Here is a 20025-nt window from a genome sequence, read left to right as displayed (position 1 = left end):
TCGCCGTTATGCCGGCTCAGGGCCGACTGATGCCCAGGCTGCGGGACAGCACCGCCAGCATCTCCTGATCGCCGTCCTTGCCGGCCTGGCTCAGGGCCTGGGTGGGGGTATGAATAAGCTTGTTGGTCAGTCGCCGGGTCAGCTGCTGCATCACTTCGGTGGCGTCTTCCCCCTGGGCCAGGGCCTGCAGCGCCCGGGCCAGCTCCTGTTCACGCACGCTTTCCGCCTGGGTGCGGTAGTCGCGAATCAGGTCCACCGAGCGCAGCGAGCGGTACCAGGCCATAAACTGATCCCGCTCTTCCAGAATAATGCGCTCGGCCTGGGCCGCCGCCCGTTTACGGGCCTCGAGGTTCTGCTCGATGATGCCCTGCAGATCGTCCACGGTGTAAAGGTAGGCGTCGTTGAGTTCATCCACCTCGGGCTCGATGTCCCGGGGCACGGCGATGTCCACCAGCAGAATGGGTTTGTGCCGGCGGGCCTTGAGCGCCCGCTCTACCATGCCCTTGCCGATAATGGGCAGAGGGCTGGCGGTAGAGCTGATCACGATATCGGCCCGGGGCAGAAACTCGGGAATCTGCTCCAGGGTCATCACCTCGGCCTCAAACTCCTGGGCCAGGCTCTGGGCCCGCTCCAGGGTGCGGTTGGCCACCATCATCTGGGTCACCGACTGCTCGCGCAGGTGTCGCGCCACCAGCTCGACGGTTTCGCCGGCGCCCACCAACAACACGCGGGTGCGCCCCAGATCCGAAAAGATGCGTTTGGCCAGGCTGACCGCGGCAAAGGCCACCGACACCGCACTGGCGCCAATGTCGGTCTCGGTGCGCACCCGCTTGGCCACGGAAAAGGACTTCTGAAACAGCCGCTCCAGCAGCCCCTTGAGGCTGCCGGCCTGATGGGACTGGCTGTAGGCCTGCTTGATCTGGCCCAGTATCTGCGGCTCGCCCAGCACCAGGGAGTCGAGACCGCAGGCCACCCGCATCAGGTGGCGAATGGCGTCCTCGCCCTGATGCTGATACAGACAGGCGGTCAGCTCGTCTTCATCCAGGCGGTGAAACTGCTGCAGCCAGTGCCGCACCACATCGCTGTCGCCCTCGTCGTCGAGGCTGCAATACAACTCGGTGCGGTTACAGGTAGACAGGATCACGGTTTCGGCCACGCCCTGCATGTTCATCAGCTCCTGCAGCGCCCGGGGGGCAAGATCAGGGCCAAACGCCACCCGCTCGCGCAGGGCGACGGACGCTGTCTTATGATTGATTCCCAGTACCAGCAGGCTCATGAGGATTTGGTGCGGCTCACATCGTTCTTCGTGTAGCCGGCTATTGTACGAGAAAGGCCAAATCTTTAAAAGGCACCGGCCTTACCCTTATACTGAGCACCCACTTTCAAACGCGGAGTGCTCGCCGTGCGTACTTTATTGATCTGCCTTGGCTTGTTGCTGGTCTCGGGCTGTGCCTACCGGGCCGAAGAGGCGCCGGTCGGATCCTGGCAGGCCCAGAAACAACAACTGGCCGCCCTGCAGGACTGGCAGCTGGCCGCCAGGCTCGGCATCATCACTCCCGAAGAGCGCGGCAGCCTGAGCCTGTTCTGGCGCCAACACAGCGACGACTACCGCCTGAACCTGACCAATGTGGTGGGCAAGCGGGTGTTTGACCTCAGCCGGCGCAACGGCCGCATCGAGCTTGTCGACGGTGAAGGCCGGCGCCATACCGCCACCAATGCCCAGGAGCTGGTGTATCGCCTGACCGGCTGGAATCTGCCGGTGGAGCAGCTGGCGGACTGGATCAAGGGCCTGCCCGGCGAGGCCGACACCGTGATCTTTGATGCCGACGGACGCCCGGCACAAGTGCAGTCTCACGGCTGGCAGCTCAGCTACCAGGGCTACACCCAAATCGACCAGCTGTGGCTGCCCAGCCGGCTGGAACTGAGCCATGACACCACCACCCTGAAACTGGCGGTAAGCCGGTGGGAGCTGAACCCGTGACGCTGCGCCTGCCCGCCCCCGCCAAGCTCAACCTGTTTCTGTACATTACCGGCCGCCGGAGTGATGGCTACCACGACCTGCAAACCCTGTTTCAGTTTGTGGACTTTGGCGATGTGCTTTGCTTTGAAGAAGCCCCCGGGCTGAGCCTTTCCCCGGCCCTGCCCGGAGTGGCCCCTGAAGACAACCTAATCATTAAAGCGGCACGCCTGCTGCAAGCGCACACGGGTTGTAGCAAAGGCGCGCACATCACCCTCACCAAGCACCTCCCCATGGGCGGCGGCCTGGGCGGCGGTTCCAGTGACGCCGCCACCACCCTGGTGGGGCTGAACCGGCTGTGGCAACTGGGCCTTGACCATGACGAATTGGCCGGCCTTGGCCTGCAGCTGGGTGCCGACGTGCCGGTATTCGTGCACGGCCGCGCCGCCTTTGCCGAAGGCGTGGGTGATATTTTCAGCGACGCCGCCCCGCCCGAGCCCTGGTACCTGGTGCTCAACCCGGGGGTGGAAGTGGCCACGGCAGCCATTTTTACCGACCCGAACCTCCCCCGCAACAGCCCGGTACTGAGCCTTGAACAGCGCCTGAGCATGCCCTGGCAAAACGACTGCGAGGGGCTGGTCAAAAAGCGACACCCCGAGGTTGCCAAACTTCTGAGCTGGTTGCTAGAATATGCGCCGTCAAGAATGACGGGCACCGGCGCCTGTATTTTCGGCACCTTTGACAGCCGTGAGGCAGCCGAATCGGCGCTTAAAAAAGCACCGGATGGCGCCAGTGGCTTTGTTGTCAAAGGCCGTAATATCTCGCCGCTGCACACGGCGCTCGACGCCTTGTAAGCCCCCGTTATTAAACAAGACAGACCAGGCAGCGATGGCATGAAGGCGGGGTGGGCTCGCTTTCTCCCTTATCCCAAGGGTCAATTCGCTGCCGGCGGTCGCCGGCAGGAAGACACGGCGCAGGCCGACTCACCGTTGAGTGCTCTCTCTCAACCCCCTGACTGGCGTTCCGAACCAGAATAATTCCGAAAACGGGCTGGATAGCGAAATTGTTTTTCGTAACACGGGTTCACGGCCCCGTCCAGTCTCGCCACCCACGAAGCAACCCCGAGGTTTTAAACCGTGCCCGACATGAAGCTGTTTGCTGGTAATGCAACGCCGGAACTCGCCCAACGTATCGCCGATCGTCTTTTCATCAAACTGAGCGCTGCCGATGTCGGCCGTTTCAGCGACGGCGAGATCAGCGTGCAAATCAACGAAAATGTACGCGGCGGCGATGTCTTCATCATCCAGTCCACCTGTGCGCCGACCAATGACAACCTGATGGAGCTGATCGTCATGGTTGACGCCCTGCGTCGTGCCTCCGCCGGCCGCATTACCGCCGTCATTCCCTACTTCGGTTATGCTCGCCAGGATCGCCGTGTGCGCTCCGCCCGGGTACCGATCACCGCCAAGGTGGTGGCCGACTTCCTGTCCAGCGTGGGTGTGGACAGGGTGCTGACCGTGGACCTGCACGCCGAGCAGATTCAGGGCTTCTTTGACGTGCCGGTAGACAATGTATTCGGTACCCCGGTACTGCTGGAAGACATGAAGGCCAAGGGCCTGCAGGACGCCGTGGTGGTGTCTCCCGATATCGGCGGCGTGGTGCGCGCCCGTGCCGTGGCCAAGCTGCTGGACGAAACCGACATCGCCATTATCGACAAACGCCGTCCTCGCGCCAATGTGTCCCAGGTCATGCACCTTATCGGTGACGTGGAAGGCCGTGACTGCGTGATCGTGGACGACATGATCGACACCGGCGGCACCCTGTGCAAGGCCGCCGAAGCCCTGAAAGAGCGCGGCGCCAAGCGGGTGTTTGCCTACGCCACCCACGCCGTGTTCTCCGGCAATGCCGCCCAGAACATCAAGGATTCCGTGATCGATGAAGTCATCATCACCGACTCCGTGCCCCTGAGCGATGAAATCAAGGCCATCAGCAAGGTCAAGCAGCTGACCCTGTCGCCCATGCTGGCCGAGGCCATTCGTCGCATCAGCAACGAAGAGTCCATCTCCGCCATGTTTGAGCAATAAGCACTGGCAAGCTTTAAGCTGATAGCCTGAAGCAAAAAGCCCGCGAGATTCGCGGGCTTTTTTGTGTCCGGAGGAACGTGAGGGGTAAGACGTGAGGGGTGAGGAGTAAAATCACCTCACTCCTGTCTCCTCACCCCTCACCGTTTTTATCCGTAGAAGCGCACAAAATAATACCCGCTCAGGCCCACGCCAAAGGCGACAATGCCCCAGGCCAGCAGTTTTGGCCTGATCCATTCCAGCACCCGGGCGCCCAGCTTGCCGCCGAGCAGGTAACCCACCGCCAGCAGCAGGGCTTGATGCCAGTACACCAGCCCCGACAGGGAATAGACCAGGATGGTGGCGCCGCTGGCCAGCATCGACAGATACAGCTTGATGGCATGTTGCTGCAGGCTGGTGCCCATGCGCAGCTGGCCCATCAGCGCCATCAGCAATACCCCAAGGCCGCCACCAAAAAAGCCACCGTAGACACTGCCCCCCAGCAGCACCGGCCAGGCCTTCGGTTTCATGGCAAGCGGGCCTTCAAAGCCCTGACTGCTGAGCAGCTGGCGGCCATAGAGCAGGCTCACACCCAGCAGCAGCCAGGGCACCAGATAATTGAAATGGTCGGCATGAAACCGGGTCAGGGCATAGGCGCCCAGACCACCGCCTCCCAGGCCAATGATGGTCAACGCCAGCAGCGGGCCGCCCCGCAGACGGCGACGCATCCCCCAAAAGGCACTGACATAACCGGGCCAGGACGCCACGCTGGCGGTGGCCACGGCGGCGGTGCTGGGAATGCCCGCGCCCAGCAAAGCCGGCAGGGTAAAAAACAGGCCGCCACCGGCAAGCGCATTGACCACGCCGGCCAGCAGGGACCAACCCAGAAGTTCAAACATGATGGTGTCCGTGAAATATCCCGTGCGGGAAAAATAGAAGAACAAAAACAAGACTAAAGCGGATCGCCCGCCTTTGAATGCACAATCATAGCATAAATTGTAAACAATAAATCAAACGCGTCCTCAACGCCGCCCCATGGCAAATCCTGCCCTTGAGGTGGCCATTATCGCCGCGCTTCATTAGAATATGGCGTCATTTTAACGGCCGATTATGCTATGCAACCTATCGAACTTATTGTCGGGCTGGCCAACCCCGGCCCGGAATACGCCCAAACCCGGCACAATGCCGGTGCTTGGTATGTGGCCGAACTGGCCCGCCTGCACGGTGCCCAGCTCAAGGAAGAAGGCAAGTTCTTTGGCTGGACCGGTCGCGTGCGCATTGCCGGCCGCGACGTGCGCCTGCTGGTGCCCGCCACCTTTATGAACCGCTCGGGCAAGGCGGTGGCGGCCCTGGCCAACTTTTACCAGATTCCGCCCGAGGGCATTCTGGTCGCCCACGACGAGCTGGATCTGCCCCCGGGCACCGCCCGCTTCAAGCAGGGCGGCGGCCATGGCGGCCACAATGGTCTGCGTGACATTATCAGCAGCCTGGGCAATAACAAGGACTTCTACCGGCTGCGGCTGGGCATTGGCCACCCGGGCGACAAGTCCCGGGTGGCCGGCTTTGTGCTGACCAAGGCACCGGCCGCAGAGCAGGAATTGCTCGACGCCACCGTGGACGAAGCCAGCCGCGCCACCGATATTTTATTCAAGGATGGCATGGCCAAGGCAATGAACCGCCTGCATGCCTTCAACGCCGATTCCACCAAGTAATTTCAGGACACCATCATGGGTTTTAAATGCGGTATTGTGGGTCTGCCCAACGTGGGCAAATCCACCCTGTTCAACGCACTGACCAAGGCCGGCATCGAAGCCGCCAACTTCCCCTTTTGCACCATAGAGCCGAACACCGGCGTGGTGCCGGTGCCGGACAAGCGCCTCGATGCCCTGGCCGCCATCGTCAATCCCCAGCGAGTGCTGCCCACCACCATGGAGTTCGTGGACATCGCCGGCCTGGTGGCGGGCGCCTCCAAGGGGGAAGGCCTGGGCAACAAGTTTCTGGCCAACATTCGCGAAACCGATGCCATCGGCCATGTGGTGCGCTGCTTTGAAAACGACAACATCGTCCACGTGGCCGGTCAGGTGTCGCCCAAGGATGATATCGAGGTGATCAACACCGAGTTGGCGCTGGCGGACCTGGACACCTGCGAGCGCGCCATTCAGCGCAACGCCAAAAAGGCCAAGGGCGGCGACAAGGATGCCAAGTTCGAGATCACCGTGCTGGAAAAGCTGCTGCCGGTGCTGGAAGAAGCCAAAGTACTGCGCAGCGTGGAACTGACCAAGGAAGAAAAGGCGGCCATCGATTACCTGAACTTCCTCACCATCAAGCCGACCATGTACATTGCCAACGTCAATGAAGACGGCTTTGAGGACAACCCCTACCTGGCCCAGGTGGAAGCCATTGCCGCCGCCGAAAACGCCATAGTCGTGCCGGTGTGTGCCGCCATGGAGTCGGAAATTGCCGAGCTGGATGCGGAAGAAGCGGCCGAGTTCATGGCCGACATGGGCTTGGAAGAGCCAGGCCTGAACCGGGTGATCCGTGCCGGCTATGAGCTGCTCAACCTGCAGACCTACTTCACCGCCGGGGTGAAGGAAGTGCGTGCCTGGACCATTCCCGTGGGCGCCACCGCGCCTCAGGCCGCAGGCAAGATTCATACCGACTTCGAGAAGGGCTTTATTCGCGCCCAGACCATCGGTTATGACGACTACATCACCTACCAGGGTGAGCAGGGCGCCAAGGAAGCGGGCAAGATGCGCTCCGAGGGCAAGGACTACATCGTAAAAGACGGCGATGTGATGAACTTCCTGTTCAACGTCTGACATTAACCGTCAGTCTCTGAAAGGCCGGGCATGCGCCCGGCCTTTTTATTTTCGACTTTTCGCATAAAAAACAGCCCCACTGACCACCCCTTCACCACCATGACGATTTTGTGTCCAAACGACGGTGGCGGGCCAATTTTTTACGGAAAAACGGTTGACGCTGTCGGTCGGGATACGCATAATGCGCCCCGTTCGGTGACGTAAGGTCATCAACAAGCAGTGGCTATGTAGCTCAGTTGGTTAGAGCACATCACTCATAATGATGGGGTCGCAGGTTCGAATCCCGCCATAGCCACCATTGCTGGGGTATCGCCAAGCGGTAAGGCAGCGGGTTTTGATCTCGCCATTCCCAGGTTCGAATCCTGGTACCCCAGCCATTTTTCAAAAGTGGCTGATATCGAAAAATTTGTTATCATCCATTTGCTATTGGGGTATCGCCAAGCGGTAAGGCAGCGGGTTTTGATCTCGCCATTCCCAGGTTCGAATCCTGGTACCCCAGCCATTTTCATGAAATGCTGAAGGCAATGAAGGTTTTTATCCCGGCGTTCATGCCCAGGTACAAACTGCAACTTCAGGCATTTTATATTGATACGTAACGCTACGTGTCAGAACATTGAGGCGACTCAATGCTTTATGTGGCTATGTAGCTCAGTTGGTTAGAGCACATCACTCATAATGATGGGGTCGCAGGTTCGAATCCCGCCATAGCCACCACTCTTTAGCGGGAGTGGCGAAATTGGTAGACGCACCAGATTTAGGTTCTGGCGCCGCAAGGTGTGCGAGTTCAAGTCTCGCCTCCCGCACCATTCAAGACAATTGGGGTATCGCCAAGCGGTAAGGCAGCGGGTTTTGATCTCGCCATTCCCAGGTTCGAATCCTGGTACCCCAGCCATATTGCTCAAGAAGCCGGCCTAAGTGCCGGTTTTTTTGATCTCGGCATCAGCGCCCAGGTTCGAATCCTGGTACTCACAGCCATCTATTGAAAAGCCGGCCTCAGTGCCGGCTTTTTGATCTCGGCCTCAGTGCCGGCTTTTTGATCTCGGCATCAGTGCCCAGGTTCGAATCCTGGTACTCACAGCCATCTACAAAAAACCAGCCTACAGGCTGGTTTTTTGCTTTCTGGGATTAGGGAAGCGTACCAGTCCCTATCAATCCCAAGTCCCTGACGTCACAGTGCGGTAAGTTGGCGATGAGCGCAGCGAATCCCAACAATCGAGCAGGCCGTGACCATGTTGGAATTCGCGGAGCTCATTCCAACCTACTCTTCTTTCAGCTTCCGGCTTCAAACTCGCTTTTACAACCCCATGGCGTACTTCATGACCCGCTTTTTCAGCGGCCCGCTGTGCTCGGCGGCCTTGAGGCCCAGGTTACGCAACAGCTTGAGAGGCGGCAGCTCGTTACTGAAAGCCTGATAGAACACATCCATGGCGCCCTGCATCAACAGGTTGTCGGGCCGGCGGCGCCGTTCAAAACGCTTCAGCAGGGCGGTGTCGGCGATATCCTCGCCCCGCTCCACCGCCTCATGCACCAACTCACTCAGCACCGCCACATCCTTGAAGCCGAGGTTCACTCCCTGCCCCGCCAGCGGATTGATGGTGTGGGCGGCATCGCCGAGCAGCACCACGCTGCCCTTGACGTACTGATTGGCATGGCGCCGGCGCAAAGAAAAGTGGCCCTTGCCTAGAACGGTCACCGCTCCCAGTCGCGGCGGAAAATGCGTGGCCACCTCGGCCGCCAGGGCGTCATTGCCGAGGGCCGCCAGCTGCTCGATACGAGCCTTGCCGTCGTACCACACCAGCGACCCCTTGCCATGCCCAAGGGGCAGCAGGGCCCGCGGGCCGGTGGCGCAGAACTGCTGCCAGGTGATGTCCTGCTCCAGACGCTCCCCTGCCACGCTGATCAGCATGCACTGCTGGTCGTAATCCCAGGCGGTGACGCCAATGCCGGCCAGTTGCCGTACTCGTGACTCGGCACCGTCACAGGCCAGCACCAGCCGTGCCTGCAGCTCGCTCCCGTCCTTAAGGGTGAGCAGGGCACCCTGCTCGTTTTGCGCCAGGCCGTCCAGCTCACTCGGGCAATCAATGCTCACATTGTGCCACTGGGCCAGCGCCTGCCACAGGCCCAGCTGAATGACGCGGTTTTCCAGCATATAGCCCAGATATTCGCAGTCGAGCTCGGCGGCACTGAAGCGGGTGGCAAAACCCTGCCACTCGCTGGCTTCCAGCCGCTGATAGGGCCAGGCGCGCATATTGGTAATCGCGTCCCAGGCACCGGCCTGCTGCAGCAGCCGCACTGAGGCGGCGCTCACCGAGGAAATGCGCAGATCATGGGGCTGCTCAGGGGAAAATGCTTGCGGCTGGCGGCTTTCCAGCACACGCACGGCCAGCCCGGCAGGCGCCAGCAGCGCCGCCGCCAGGGCACCTACCATGCCACCGCCAATAATGACAATATCGCACTTCTGCATTGCCCAACCTCCGGATTTTTCGGCCATTCTACCCCAATTCCCGCAGTTTCGCCGGGGCCAATTTACTCACTCGACACCCCCCTGTGGCTGGATATTATCTGGTCACTCCGCGGAGAAAAGAGTAGAATACCCGGTCCAAAACGCACGACCCTTTGCAGTAACTCAAGAGCGCCATGAGCAAAAAACTTCATATCAAGACCTGGGGCTGTCAGATGAACGAATACGATTCATCCAAGATGGCCGATCTGCTGGATGCCAGCCACGGCTACCAGCTCACCGAAGAAGCAGAGCAGGCCGATGTGCTGCTGCTCAACACCTGCTCCATTCGCGAGAAGGCCCAGGAGAAGGTCTTTCATCAGCTCGGGCGCTGGCGTCCGCTCAAGGAAGCCAATCCCAAGCTGGTGATCGGCGTGGGTGGCTGTGTGGCGTCACAGGAAGGGGACGCCATTCGCGCCCGTGCGCCCTTTGTCGATATCGTCTTCGGTCCGCAGACCCTGCACCGGCTGCCGACCATGATCAAATCCGTGCTGGAGGGCCGTGGCGCCCAGGTGGACGTGGAATTTCCGGAAATCGAGAAGTTTGACAACCTGCCCGAGCCCAGGGCCGAAGGCGCCACCGCCTTTGTGTCCATCATGGAGGGCTGCTCCAAATATTGCTCCTTCTGCGTGGTGCCCTACACCCGCGGCGAGGAAGTCAGCCGCCCGCTGGACGACGTACTCTATGAAATCGCCCAGCTTGCCGAGCAGGGCGTGCGCGAAGTCAACCTGCTGGGTCAGAACGTTAACGCCTACCGGGGCGAGACCCATGACGGCGACATCTGCAGCTTTGCCGAGCTGTTGCGCCTGGTGGCCGCCATCGACGGTATCGACCGCATTCGCTACACCACCAGCCACCCCATCGAGTTCACCGACGACATTATCGAGGTGTACAAGGATACCCCCGAGGTAGTGAGCTTCCTGCACCTGCCGGTACAGAGCGGTTCGGATCGCATTCTGACCCTGATGAAGCGCCCGCACACCGCCATTGAATACAAGTCCAAGATTCGCCGGCTGCGCGCTGCCCGCCCCGATATCACCATCAGCTCCGACTTTATCGTGGGCTTTCCCGGTGAAGAGGCCGATGACTTTGAAAAGACCATGAAACTCATCGAAGACGTGGGCTTTGACATGAGCTTCAGCTTTATTTACAGCCCCCGTCCGGGCACCCCGGCCGCCGATCTGCCCGACGACATTTCGATGGAAGAAAAGAAGGAGCGCCTGTACCGGCTGCAGAACACCATCAACAATCAGGCCCAGTTGATCAGCCGGCAGATGCTCGGCTCCACCCAGCGTATACTGGTGGAAGGTCCTTCCAAGCTGAATCCCATGGAGCTGCGCGGCCGCACCGAGAACAACCGGGTGGTGAACTTTGAGGGTCCTCATCATCTGATTGGCGGCTTTGCCGACGTGGAGATCACCGAGGTCATGCCCCACAGCCTGCGCGGCAAATTCCTGCGCGGCGAGGATGAAATGGATCTGCGCACCCAGGTGTCGCCCCAAAGCATTCTGGCCCGCCGCCCCGACGGCGTGCCCGACGACAGCGGCGTGGCCACTTTTACCCCCTAAAATACGGGGACTCGGGATTGGGGAATGGGGACTGGATGTCCTGCTCCCCGCTCCCGGCTCCCTCATCCCCGATATTCAGGAGTTACCTTGACAGCCAACGTCACTCATCTGGAACTGGAACTACAACCCGCCGACGGCCAGCGCGTGGCCAGCCTGTGCGGCCCCTTCGACGACAATATCAAGCAACTGGAGCGCCGTCTGGGGGTGGAGATCAACCATCAGAACGAGCACTTTCAGATTGTCGGCCCCGAGCGCCTGGCCCGCGTGGTCAACGACATTCTTACCCGCCTCTATGTGGACACCCAGTCGGTCAAGGGCCAGGCCGTGCCCGATATCACTCCCGAGCAGGTGCATCTGGCCATCAAGGAAAGTCGAGTACTGGAGCAGGACGAGGAAGAAGCCGACACCGGCTATCGCTACGGCAAGGAAGTGGTCATCAAGACCAAGCGGGGACTGATCAAGCCGCGCAGCCCCAATCAGGCCCATTACGTCGCCCACATTCTCAGCCACGACATCACCTTTGGCATTGGCCCGGCGGGCACCGGCAAAACCTATCTGGCGGTGGCTGCGGCGGTGGACGCTCTGGAGCGCCAGGAAATTCGTCGCATTCTGCTGACCCGGCCGGCGGTGGAAGCGGGCGAGAAGCTTGGCTTTCTGCCCGGGGATCTGAGCCAGAAGGTGGATCCCTACCTGCGCCCCCTGTACGACGCCCTGTTTGAAATGCTGGGCTTTGAGCGGGTGGAAAAGCTCATCGAACGCAACGTCATCGAAGTGGCGCCCCTCGCCTACATGCGCGGCCGCACCCTGAACGACGCCTTTGTGATCCTGGATGAAAGCCAGAACACCACGGTGGAGCAGATGAAGATGTTCCTCACCCGTATCGGCTTTAACTCCAAGGCGGTGATCACCGGCGACATTACCCAGATCGACCTGCCCCGCAATGCCCGCTCCGGCCTGCGTCACGCCATTGAGGTGCTGGGCGGCGTGGAAGGGCTGTCGTTCAACTTCTTTCGTGCCGAAGACGTGGTGCGCCACCCGGTGGTGGCCCGCATCGTGCGCGCCTATGAAGCCTTTGACGAGGCCCAGAAGCAACAGAAGGAACAGAAGGAACAGAAGCGGCAGAGCTCTGCACCCAATGAGGAGTCCGACGCATGACCCTGTGGCTGGATGTGCAAATCGCCTGCGATGAGGCCCCCGGCCTGCCCACCGAGCAGCAGCTGGAAACCTGGCTTGCCGCCGCCCTTGACGGCGAGCGGGATGAGGCCGAAGTGACGGTGCGTTTGGTGGACGAAGCCGAGAGCCAGGCGCTCAACCGGGACTATCGCGGCAAGGACAAACCCACCAATGTGCTGTCGTTTCCCTTTGAAGCCCCCCCCGGTGTGGAGCTGCCGCTGCTGGGCGATCTGGTGATCTGCCGCCAGGTGGTGGAGCGGGAAGCGGCCGAGCAAAACAAACCGCTGCAGGCCCACTGGGCCCACATGGTGGTACACGGCTGCTTGCATTTGCTCGGTTTTGACCATATTAAGGATGATGAAGCCGAAGTGATGGAAGCCAGGGAAATTGCTATTCTGGCCGGCCTGGGCATGGACAACCCCTATCAAGACGACGACGAAGGTTAATCAGTGAACGACGACAATTCACACTCAGAAAACGGTTCGTCCGCAAAGAAAAACTGGCTTGAACGACTCGGTCAGATGTTTCAGGGCGAACCGAAGAATCGGGAAGAGCTGGTAGAAGTGATCATGGACGCGGGAGAGCGCGACCTGATCGACCAGGACACCAAGGACATGATTGAAGGCGTGCTGGAAGTAAGCGAACTGCGCGTGCGCGACATCATGATCCCCCGCTCGCAGATGGTCACGGTGGAAAAATCCCAACCGGTCTCCAGCTTTCTGCCCATGATCATCGAGTCGACCCACTCCCGCTTTCCGGTGGTCAACGAAGACAAGGATCATATCGAGGGCATTCTGCTGGCCAAGGATCTGCTGCCCTACGGCTTTGGTCTCACCGAAGAAGACTTCTCCATCGAGAAGATACTGCGCCCGGCGGTAGTGGTGCCCGAGAGCAAGCGCCTCGACAAGTTGCTCAAGGAGTTTCGCGAAGAGCGCTACCACATGGCCATCGTCGTGGACGAGTTCGGCGGCGTGTCGGGCTTGGTCACCATCGAGGATATTCTCGAACTCATCGTGGGTGATATCGAGGACGAGTACGACGCCGAGGAAAGCGCCGAAATCCGTCAGATCAGCAAGCGGGTATATTCGGTGGCCGCGCTCACCGACATCGAGGACTTCAACGAATTCTTTAACACCGAGTTCAGCGACGAAGAGGCCGACACCGTGGGCGGCATGGTGATGCACGCCTTTGGTCACCTGCCCGGCAAGGGTGAACAGGTGGAGCTGGGCGGCTTTGTGTTTAAGGTAGCCCACGCCGACCGTCGACGGCTGCTGCAATTACAGGTTAAGATACCGGACAATCAGGAAACCTCCTCGTCGGAGCCGGTATAAGTGCGTAAATTGCTGCCATTGTTCGGGGCCCTGCTGTGCGGGGCCCTTGGCGTTCTGGCCTTCAGCCCCTTTGATTTCTGGCCCCTGGCGCTGGTGTCGCTGGCCGGCCTGTTCGCCGTCACCCATCACTGTGCCCCCGGCCCCGCCGCCGCCCGTGGCTTTGCCTGGAGCCTGGGCCTTTACCTGCCCGGCCTGTGGTGGATTCATAACAGCATGACCATCTTCGGCGGCCTGCCGCTGCCGGTGGCCTTTGTGCTGGTGGCCCTGCTCGCCGCCTACCTCAGCCTCTATACCTCCCTCGCCCTGTGGCTGGCCCATCGTTTTGTGGCTTCCCCCCGAGCGCGGCTGCTGTGGGTGCTGCCGGTGCTGCTGATCGGCGCCGACTGGCTGCGCGGCTGGATGCTGACCGGCTTTCCCTGGCTGTGGTTCGGCTACTCTCAGCTGGATGGCCCGCTGGCCGGACTGGCGCCCATACTCGGTGTACAGGGCATCAGCTGGCTGCTGCTGTTCAGCGCCGCAGCCCTGTGGCGGCTGGGTAACGGACTGCGCTGGCGTGCCGCCGCCTTTGCCGTAGTGCTCTGGGGCCTGGGCGTGGCCAGTCAGCAACTGCAATGGGTGTCCCCCACCCAGACCTTGCGGGTGGCCCTGGTGCAGGGCAATATCGAACAGTCCCTGAAATGGATTCCGGGCCAGCTGGAGCACAGCCTCAAGCGCTACCTGGATCTGACCCGCCCGGCGCTTCATGCCGATCTGGTAATCTGGCCCGAATCGGCACTGCCGGCCTCGGAGCAGCAGCTGGCCCCCTGGCTGGAGCAGGTCGACAAGCTGATGGCTGAACGCAATCAGTCACTCATCACCGGCCTGGTGTCCCGCCCCGCCGCAGGCGAGGTGTATAACGCCGTGCTGGGCCTGGGCAACGGCCGTTATCAGCCGGGCCAGGGCAACCGCTATTACAAGCAACAGCTGGTGCCCATCGGCGAGTTTGTGCCCCTGGGTGATTTGTTGCGGCCCCTGGCGCCCTTCTTCAACCTGCCGATGTCATCCTTTTCCCGAGGTGAGTCTGGCCAGGCGGACATTCATGCCGCCGGGCGAGATCTGAGCGTGGCCATCTGCTACGAGGTGGCCTTTCCCGGGCTGGTGCGCGCCAACATGAAACCGACTACCGACTTTCTGCTGACGGTTTCGAACGATACCTGGTTTGGCCGCTCCATCGGCCCCTGGCAACACCAGCAAATCGCCCGCATGCGGGCCCTGGAGCTGGGCCGCCCCATGATCCGTGCCACCAACAACGGGGTGACCCTGGTGACCGACGAAAAGGGCCGCATGAGTGCCAGCCTGCCCCAATTTGAACAGGGCGTGCTCACCGCCGAAGTCACCGGCATGACCGGGCTCACCCCCTATGCCCGCTTTGGCAATTTGCCGCTACTGGCGGTGCTGGGGCTGAGCCTGCTGATTGCAAGCCGCTGCCGCCAGCCGGCCGGCCGCTTGATGATGGCTGAGCGGCGGTTGTTTAAATAGCGGCTGTCGGCAGGCCCGGTAAGCCAGGCTGACTGACACGCTTTCCTTTCCTGGCCGCACCGATAAAAAACGGGCCTTGAGGTCCGTTTTTTTATTTAGAAACCGCTTTCGCGGATCAACACCGCCATCATCCTGCGCCACTGGTGCCACAACCAGCTGCGGGAGTCGCCCTCGACGCGCACCACACCGGGCAGCCGGGCATCGAGATCCGCGCCTGTGGTCTCCAGCGGCATTATGCTGACCCGGTAATGGCCTTCTTCCGGCACCAGTTTGTCCTGCTCCACCGGCCGCACGGCGATGTCGCCGCCGAACTCGGAGCTGAGCTCCCCATAGGGCAGGGAAAATACGGCGCCGATATCCACATCTTGTATCTCGACCTCCAGCGGAGGCTCCCCGGGCCTGTCGGCGACAAAAACGCCCCTGTCGCCGGATTTCACCAGCTCGAGGTACTGCTCGCCCAGATACCCTTCCAACTGCAGTTTCCCTGGCACCACCAGGGACAGCAGCGGCATCTCGGCCCCGACCCAGACACCGGCGTGCAGCTGTTCTACATGGGCCACGCGTCCGTCAAAGGGAGCGCGCAATTCCAGCCGCTGGCGCCGAGCCAGCAAACCCGAACGACGCTCCAACAAACGCCGATACTGCTGCTCGGTAATGGCCAGGCCGGCCTTTTCCTGAGCCGAGCTGGCGCTGCGTTCCAACCGCTGGCGAGTGAATCCTATCTCCTCCTCCACCTGACCCAGTTCAAAGTCGAGTTGCTCGGATCCAAGCCGCAGCAGCACCTGTCCCGCCACCACCCGTTGGCCCGGCTCGACCCCGACTTCGATGACCTGTGCCGGCTCGGAGACAAACAGTGTTTGCTCCGCCCCGGCCTTGAGCAGGGCCGGGACCGGCACGCTCACCGGCAGCGGCAGCAGGCCCGCCAGCAACAGGCCCGCCGCCAGCCCCCAACCCAGCAGCCGGCCACGGTTGATGGCGCATTCACGCCGTTGTTTCCACCACATTCCCATCTCCTTCCCTATCGGCAAGGCGATAAACCACATCACCTCCACCAGAAACAGGGCGATGCCCAGCACCTTGAAAAACAGGTGATACACCAGCAGGGCGATCCCCATAAACAGAAAGAAGCGATACACCCAGGTTGCCCAGGCATAGCCCACCAGCAGGCGAATGCGGGCCCGGGGCTGGGGCTCCGGCAAGGGCGCGTTCAGCCCCAACAGCAGCTGGCGCAATCGCCATCGCCCAAAGGCAAAGGCCCGAGTCTGCAGGTTTTCGATACCCAGCCAGTCGGAAAAGGCGTAGTAACCGTCAAACCGCAGAAAGGGGCTGATGTTGACCAACAACGAGGTGATCCAGCTGGTGGTGGCCACGAAAAAGGCGGCGCTGCGCAGTGGGCCCTCGGGCAGCAGATTCCACAACAGGGTTGCCAACAGCGCCAGATAGAGCTCGGCCCGCACCCCCGCCGTGACGATGCGCAGGCGGGCCGAGCGGGAACGCAGCCGCCAGGCATCCGTGGTGTCGGTGTAAAGCACCGGAAACAACACCAGAAAGGCCACGCCCATGGAGGCGACCCGGCACCCCAGCCGCCGGGCGACCAGAGCATGCCCCAGCTCATGCACGCTTTTCACCAACACCAGGGTCAGGCCGTACAGCAGCAGTCCCTCTACGGTAAAAAAATGCAGAAAGGTGGCCAGAAAGTGATCCCATTGCCGCATGACCAGCACCAGGCCGAGCAGGCCCGAGACCAAGACGCCATAATGCATCGCCGGGGTGAACAGCCAGCTCAGGCGGGGGGTCCAGCGGGCCAGCCAGGGATCCGGGCGGCAGAGGGGAATGCGCACAAACAGGTAGTGATGCAGCAGCCAGCGCCAGAGCCCCAGCACCGTCGCCTGATACCGCTCGCCAATGCGCGCCGAGGCCTCTGCCGAGCGGGCCTCGCACAGGTGATTGGACACCACAAAATCAACAAAGGCCGCCAACTCCTCGGCGCCGTACTCCTTGCCTCTGGCCCGCAGCGTTTGCAGAAAATCGTCCAGGGTGGCGCCCCCCTGCCAGTGACGAACGAGGTCAATCCCCCCGGCCGAGAGGGCGAAATACTTGTTGCGCGCCGTGTCGAACAGCAACCAACGGGGGGCGCCGTTTTCATCCGCCGCCCCGGGCAGGAGGCGAAGATCCTGGCGTAGCGGCGGCAGAACCCTGGCGGTGCTCATGGCATCACCATCCCAGCCACTGGCGGGCGCTGGTGATGGGGCGGCGGAACAGGTAGAAGAACAGGCTCACCCTCTCGCCATACACCTTGGCAGTGCCACGGGTACCGATACGGGGCGGTGCCGCCGGCGAGGCACTCTCGTCCAGCCGGGCCACCAGCCGGTAGGCCAGGGTGCCCTCAGGGGTGCGCTGGGGCTCATAGCCGGCATGATGCAGGCGGGCCGCTCTCGCCGAGAGGGGATCGCTGTCGAAGAACACCCTTACCTCGGCCCCCTGGCGCAGGGCAATGGCGTCTTTTACCGTCAGCATCGCCTCGACCTCGACGGCGGCGGGATCGGCCAGCAGCATGATCCTTTCCCCGATGTTGACCGGGCGTCCCTTCCATCCATCGGGATCCCCCAGCACCACCACGCCGGGTCCGGGCGCGGTCAACCTGGCCTTTTCCAGGCGGGAACGAGCATGATCCCGTTCCGCCTGGCGCAGCCGAACCCGGGACGCCAACTCGGCCAGCTGCGCTTTTTTCCGCGGATCCATAAAGCCGCTTTGCTGGGTGGTTTTCAGCTCGGCCTCGGCCACCAGCAAGGCCCGCTGGGCGACCTCGAATGCACTGGCCAGTTCCGTGTCTTCAAACTGCACCAGCGGATCGCCGCTCTGCACGCTCTGGTTGGGCATGACCTCGAGCCGGGTGACGGCGCCGTTGAGCGGGGCGCTGATCACCTGGGGATCCCGGGCGATCACCCGGATCGGCGTCAGCGCGCTGAGCCGCACCGGCACCGCCATGATCAGCAGCAACCCCAGCACAACACCCAGCATCACCCGGCGCCGTCGCAAACGCTGGACCAGCCACTGAAACGGCAACCGGCGCTGGAGCGCAAACAGGGCATGAGCCATGGTGCCGGCCAGGTGCGTCAGCACGCCCCGCTCCCGCTCATCCCAGGCGGTGGGACGGAACAACAACAGGACACCGAGCTGACGTCCGTCATCGGCGGCCAGCCGTAACGGCACCCAAAGCAGCCGCTCGGGTGCCATTTCCCGCCATTCCCGGGCCAACGCCTCGGGAAGCTGCGCCGGCTCCCACTGCTGCAACTGGTCGAACGATGCCGATTGCGCCAGATGGCGCGCCAGGCGTTCGGTCCAGGCGATAAAGGGCGAGGTGGCGTCGACGACCGGTATATCCGAGACCGCCGTCACCCTGAGGTGGCGCCCCTGCTCACCCAGCAGCAATACCCCTTGGGAATAGGGTACGCAGCCGTGGCTCTGGTTGACGATGGTGTATCCCAGTTGCGCCAGGCTGCCCGCCTGGCGCAACGCCGACTCCAGCCCCAACAGGGCTGCAAGTTGTTGATTCAATTCCACTGCTTACACCTACACCAGCATGGTCAGCAAGCGCTGACCATAACCTTCGGTCGCCTCCAGCTCGGCGGCCAACTGCTCGGACAAGGGCACGAAACCGCCGTCAAGGGCAGCGCTGGCGCTCAGATCAGCGCCCTGCTGACGCAGCAGGGTCTGCACATCCAGCTGCAGATCCAGGATCCGCAGTTCGCCGTTCTCGCCCTGGGTCTGAATACGAATGTTCAGTACCCCGGTCCACCCTTCGGGTCGGATCCTGATCTCGCCACTAAGGGGATCCACCGTAATCCAGGAGGGCAACGCCTCGCCGTTCGGCTGCATGCCCGCATAACGCTGGCCCGCTACCGACTGGCCATCGGCAATGATGAGGGTGAACAGGCCATCGTCCAGCCGGATGTCGACGACGCTCATGGCCACGGCATCGAACGCCTGCTGTTGCACCTCGCTGAACACCACCTCACCGTTGGCACCGACATTGACCGCGACCTCGGCCCGAATGATGGCGGCGCCCCCCGCAACGGCGCTTTTCACCACCAAGGCCCCCGGACGGGACAACAACACTGTATCCACCGCTTTCTGAGGTGCCACAAAACCGGTGGCATCGCGTTCTCCATCCCGCTCCACCAGCCCGGAGGGCAACGGCGTGGTGGACGTTTCCATGCGATTGCCATCCATCCGGAAAGGCGGCAGTGGCATCTGGCCGGTGGACGCGACCAGATTGTTCGCCTCGGGCGGCGCCAGTATCTCCAGCTGATAATTGCGCGACACGCTGAGTCCGGCCTTGTCCGTCGCCGTCAACTGGATGGTGAACCTGCCGGGCTCGCTCGCCCGGCCAACGATCAGCCCCTGTACGGCGTCATAACGCAGGCCCTGGGGCAGCCCCTCGACCACTATGGTCAGTTCTTCCCCGTAGGCGGCACCATCCGCATCGGTGAACAGCCGGCCCACGTCAAAACGGTAATCAACCCCGAAGTTGGATCGTTCGTTGCCTGGAGTGGCCACCGCCACCGGGGCGTCGTTGCGGCCGTCGATGGTGATGGTCAGGGTTGCGCTGTCGGTCAGGCCCGCGCTGTCGGTGACGGTATAGGTGAAGCTCTCGCTCAGGGTCTGGCCGCTCTGGCGCAGGGCCTGCACATCGGCGTTACTTTCGTCCACCACATAGCTGTAGGTGCCGTCGGCATTCAGCGTCAGGCTGCCGTACTGGCCCGCCAGCACAGACCCCACGGTGCCGCTGGTGCCGGAGCCACCCTCGGCGCCGGTGCGAATGGCGGTGACGGTCTTGCTGTCACCCTCATCCACATCGCTGTCGTTGCTCAACACATTGCCGCTGGCGCCGCTGCCCGTGGTGCCGTTGGCGGTGCCGCCCGCTTCGATGGCAGAAGCGTTGTCGTCCACGGCTACCGGCGCATCATTAACGCCGACCACGGTCACGGTTGAGGCCACCGCCAGGCTGGCGGTATCGTCACCGCCGTTGGCGACGCCGCCGCTGTCCTGCAGGCTGGTCAGGGTCACCACCCGGTTGCTGGTGTCGGGCGCATCGC

The 20025-nt window shown here is 62.0% G+C and carries 16 protein-coding genes and 6 tRNA genes; 16 read left to right on the top strand and 6 right to left on the bottom strand.

The genetic code is table 11. The annotated features are described in order from the left end of the window. Nucleotides 1-16: 16 nt before the first annotated feature. A complete protein-coding gene (gene hemA / locus B6S08_RS09750; protein WP_094200619.1) occupies nucleotides 17-1276 on the bottom strand; it encodes a glutamyl-tRNA reductase in 1260 nt (419 codons plus the stop codon). A gap of 126 nt (nucleotides 1277-1402) precedes the next feature. On the opposite strand from hemA, the gene lolB reads away from it, so the two are divergent. The 3 genes from lolB to B6S08_RS09735 all read left to right on the top strand — a co-directional run bounded on the left by lolB (nucleotide 1403) and on the right by B6S08_RS09735 (nucleotide 4041). Continuing rightward, nucleotides 1403-1981 (top strand): lipoprotein insertase outer membrane protein LolB, encoded by a 579-nt coding sequence (gene lolB, locus B6S08_RS09745; RefSeq protein ID WP_169716393.1) that lies wholly within the window; start codon nucleotides 1403-1405, stop codon nucleotides 1979-1981. Between the two features lie 2 nt (nucleotides 1982-1983). After that, the gene (ispE, locus tag B6S08_RS09740; protein ID WP_094200830.1) at nucleotides 1984-2811 is read left to right on the top strand and encodes a 4-(cytidine 5'-diphospho)-2-C-methyl-D-erythritol kinase; all 828 of its coding nucleotides are present in this window, start codon (nucleotides 1984-1986) and stop codon (nucleotides 2809-2811) included. 282 nt (nucleotides 2812-3093) lie between these two features. Further along, a complete protein-coding gene (locus B6S08_RS09735; RefSeq protein WP_094200617.1) occupies nucleotides 3094-4041 on the top strand; it encodes a ribose-phosphate pyrophosphokinase in 948 nt (315 codons plus the stop codon). 146 nt (nucleotides 4042-4187) lie between these two features. Here the strand turns inward: B6S08_RS09735 and B6S08_RS09730 are convergent, their stop codons facing one another. After that, nucleotides 4188-4916: a sulfite exporter TauE/SafE family protein gene (locus tag B6S08_RS09730; RefSeq protein ID WP_094200829.1), complete on the bottom strand. Its 729-nt coding sequence runs from the start codon at nucleotides 4914-4916 to the stop codon at nucleotides 4188-4190. Between the two features lie 216 nt (nucleotides 4917-5132). On the opposite strand from B6S08_RS09730, the gene pth reads away from it, so the two are divergent. The 8 genes from pth (at nucleotide 5133) to B6S08_RS09690 (ending at nucleotide 7728) form a co-directional block, all read left to right on the top strand. Continuing rightward, nucleotides 5133-5729, top strand: coding sequence for an aminoacyl-tRNA hydrolase (gene pth, locus B6S08_RS09725; RefSeq protein WP_094200616.1), 597 nt, complete (start codon nucleotides 5133-5135; stop codon nucleotides 5727-5729). A 15-nt stretch (nucleotides 5730-5744) separates the two neighbouring features. Continuing rightward, nucleotides 5745-6836 carry a redox-regulated ATPase YchF gene (ychF, locus tag B6S08_RS09720; protein WP_094200615.1) on the top strand — a complete coding sequence of 364 codons (1092 nt, stop codon included), beginning with the start codon at nucleotides 5745-5747 and terminating at the stop codon, nucleotides 6834-6836. Nucleotides 6837-7057: 221 nt separating this feature from the next. Further along, nucleotides 7058-7134 (top strand) — tRNA-Met (locus tag B6S08_RS09715). A 4-nt stretch (nucleotides 7135-7138) separates the two neighbouring features. Further along, nucleotides 7139-7213 (top strand) — tRNA-Gln (locus B6S08_RS09710). Between the two features lie 50 nt (nucleotides 7214-7263). Beyond that, nucleotides 7264-7338: transfer RNA gene (locus tag B6S08_RS09705), tRNA-Gln, on the top strand. Between the two features lie 135 nt (nucleotides 7339-7473). Next, a tRNA-Met gene (locus B6S08_RS09700) sits at nucleotides 7474-7550 on the top strand. A gap of 7 nt (nucleotides 7551-7557) precedes the next feature. After that, nucleotides 7558-7642: transfer RNA gene (locus B6S08_RS09695), tRNA-Leu, on the top strand. Nucleotides 7643-7653: 11 nt separating this feature from the next. Further along, nucleotides 7654-7728: transfer RNA gene (locus tag B6S08_RS09690), tRNA-Gln, on the top strand. 402 nt (nucleotides 7729-8130) lie between these two features. Here B6S08_RS09690 and B6S08_RS09685 read toward each other — a convergent pair. Next, the gene (locus B6S08_RS09685) at nucleotides 8131-9300 is read right to left on the bottom strand and encodes an FAD-dependent monooxygenase (protein ID WP_094200614.1); all 1170 of its coding nucleotides are present in this window, start codon (nucleotides 9298-9300) and stop codon (nucleotides 8131-8133) included. A 173-nt stretch (nucleotides 9301-9473) separates the two neighbouring features. On the opposite strand from B6S08_RS09685, the gene miaB reads away from it, so the two are divergent. The 5 genes from miaB (at nucleotide 9474) to lnt (ending at nucleotide 14926) form a co-directional block, all read left to right on the top strand. After that, nucleotides 9474-10904: a tRNA (N6-isopentenyl adenosine(37)-C2)-methylthiotransferase MiaB gene (miaB, locus tag B6S08_RS09680; RefSeq protein ID WP_094200613.1), complete on the top strand. Its 1431-nt coding sequence runs from the start codon at nucleotides 9474-9476 to the stop codon at nucleotides 10902-10904. Nucleotides 10905-10991: 87 nt separating this feature from the next. Beyond that, a complete protein-coding gene (locus B6S08_RS09675; RefSeq protein ID WP_094200612.1) occupies nucleotides 10992-12059 on the top strand; it encodes a PhoH family protein in 1068 nt (355 codons plus the stop codon). After that, on the top strand, nucleotides 12056-12523 hold the full coding sequence (gene ybeY, locus B6S08_RS09670; RefSeq protein ID WP_094200611.1) for an rRNA maturation RNase YbeY: 468 nt from the start codon (nucleotides 12056-12058) through the stop codon (nucleotides 12521-12523). The genes B6S08_RS09675 and ybeY overlap by 4 nt, the downstream gene beginning before the upstream one ends. 3 nt (nucleotides 12524-12526) lie before the next feature. Further along, entirely contained in the window at nucleotides 12527-13408 is an 882-nt protein-coding gene (gene corC, locus B6S08_RS09665) for a CNNM family magnesium/cobalt transport protein CorC (RefSeq protein WP_094200610.1), read from the top strand. Further along, nucleotides 13409-14926 carry an apolipoprotein N-acyltransferase gene (lnt, locus tag B6S08_RS09660; protein WP_094200609.1) on the top strand — a complete coding sequence of 506 codons (1518 nt, stop codon included), beginning with the start codon at nucleotides 13409-13411 and terminating at the stop codon, nucleotides 14924-14926. Nucleotides 14927-15021: 95 nt separating this feature from the next. Here lnt and B6S08_RS09655 read toward each other — a convergent pair whose 3' ends face one another. The 3 genes from B6S08_RS09655 to B6S08_RS09645 all read right to left on the bottom strand — a co-directional run. After that, nucleotides 15022-17136 (bottom strand): efflux RND transporter periplasmic adaptor subunit, encoded by a 2115-nt coding sequence (locus B6S08_RS09655; RefSeq protein ID WP_094200608.1) that lies wholly within the window; start codon nucleotides 17134-17136, stop codon nucleotides 15022-15024. 4 nt (nucleotides 17137-17140) lie between these two features. After that, nucleotides 17141-18490 carry an efflux RND transporter periplasmic adaptor subunit gene (locus tag B6S08_RS09650; protein ID WP_094200607.1) on the bottom strand — a complete coding sequence of 450 codons (1350 nt, stop codon included), beginning with the start codon at nucleotides 18488-18490 and terminating at the stop codon, nucleotides 17141-17143. Nucleotides 18491-18499: 9 nt separating this feature from the next. Continuing rightward, nucleotides 18500-20025: VCBS domain-containing protein (locus tag B6S08_RS09645; protein ID WP_211284216.1), on the bottom strand; the 1526-nt coding region annotated here is incomplete at its 5' end.

The organism is Oceanimonas doudoroffii (genome assembly GCF_002242685.1).
GTDB lineage: Bacteria > Pseudomonadota > Gammaproteobacteria > Enterobacterales > Aeromonadaceae > Oceanimonas > Oceanimonas doudoroffii.
The sequence above is the reverse complement of the archived record's forward strand: the minus strand, read 5'-3'. Positions and strand labels throughout refer to the sequence as shown.

What these genes read in the sequence shown, in the direction of transcription:
- miaB (WP_094200613.1), top strand. Translation starts at nt 9,474, where the DNA reads ATGAGCAAAAAACTTCATATCAAGACCTGGGGCTGTCAGATGAACGAA.
- hemA (WP_094200619.1), bottom strand. Translation starts at nt 1,276, where the DNA reads ATGAGCCTGCTGGTACTGGGAATCAATCATAAGACAGCGTCCGTCGCC.
- ybeY (WP_094200611.1), top strand. Translation starts at nt 12,056, where the DNA reads ATGACCCTGTGGCTGGATGTGCAAATCGCCTGCGATGAGGCCCCCGGC.
- B6S08_RS09655 (WP_094200608.1), bottom strand. Translation starts at nt 17,136, where the DNA reads ATGAGCACCGCCAGGGTTCTGCCGCCGCTACGCCAGGATCTTCGCCTC.
- B6S08_RS09685 (WP_094200614.1), bottom strand. Translation starts at nt 9,300, where the DNA reads ATGCAGAAGTGCGATATTGTCATTATTGGCGGTGGCATGGTAGGTGCC.
- B6S08_RS09730 (WP_094200829.1), bottom strand. Translation starts at nt 4,916, where the DNA reads ATGTTTGAACTTCTGGGTTGGTCCCTGCTGGCCGGCGTGGTCAATGCG.
- pth (WP_094200616.1), top strand. Translation starts at nt 5,133, where the DNA reads ATGCAACCTATCGAACTTATTGTCGGGCTGGCCAACCCCGGCCCGGAA.
- ychF (WP_094200615.1), top strand. Translation starts at nt 5,745, where the DNA reads ATGGGTTTTAAATGCGGTATTGTGGGTCTGCCCAACGTGGGCAAATCC.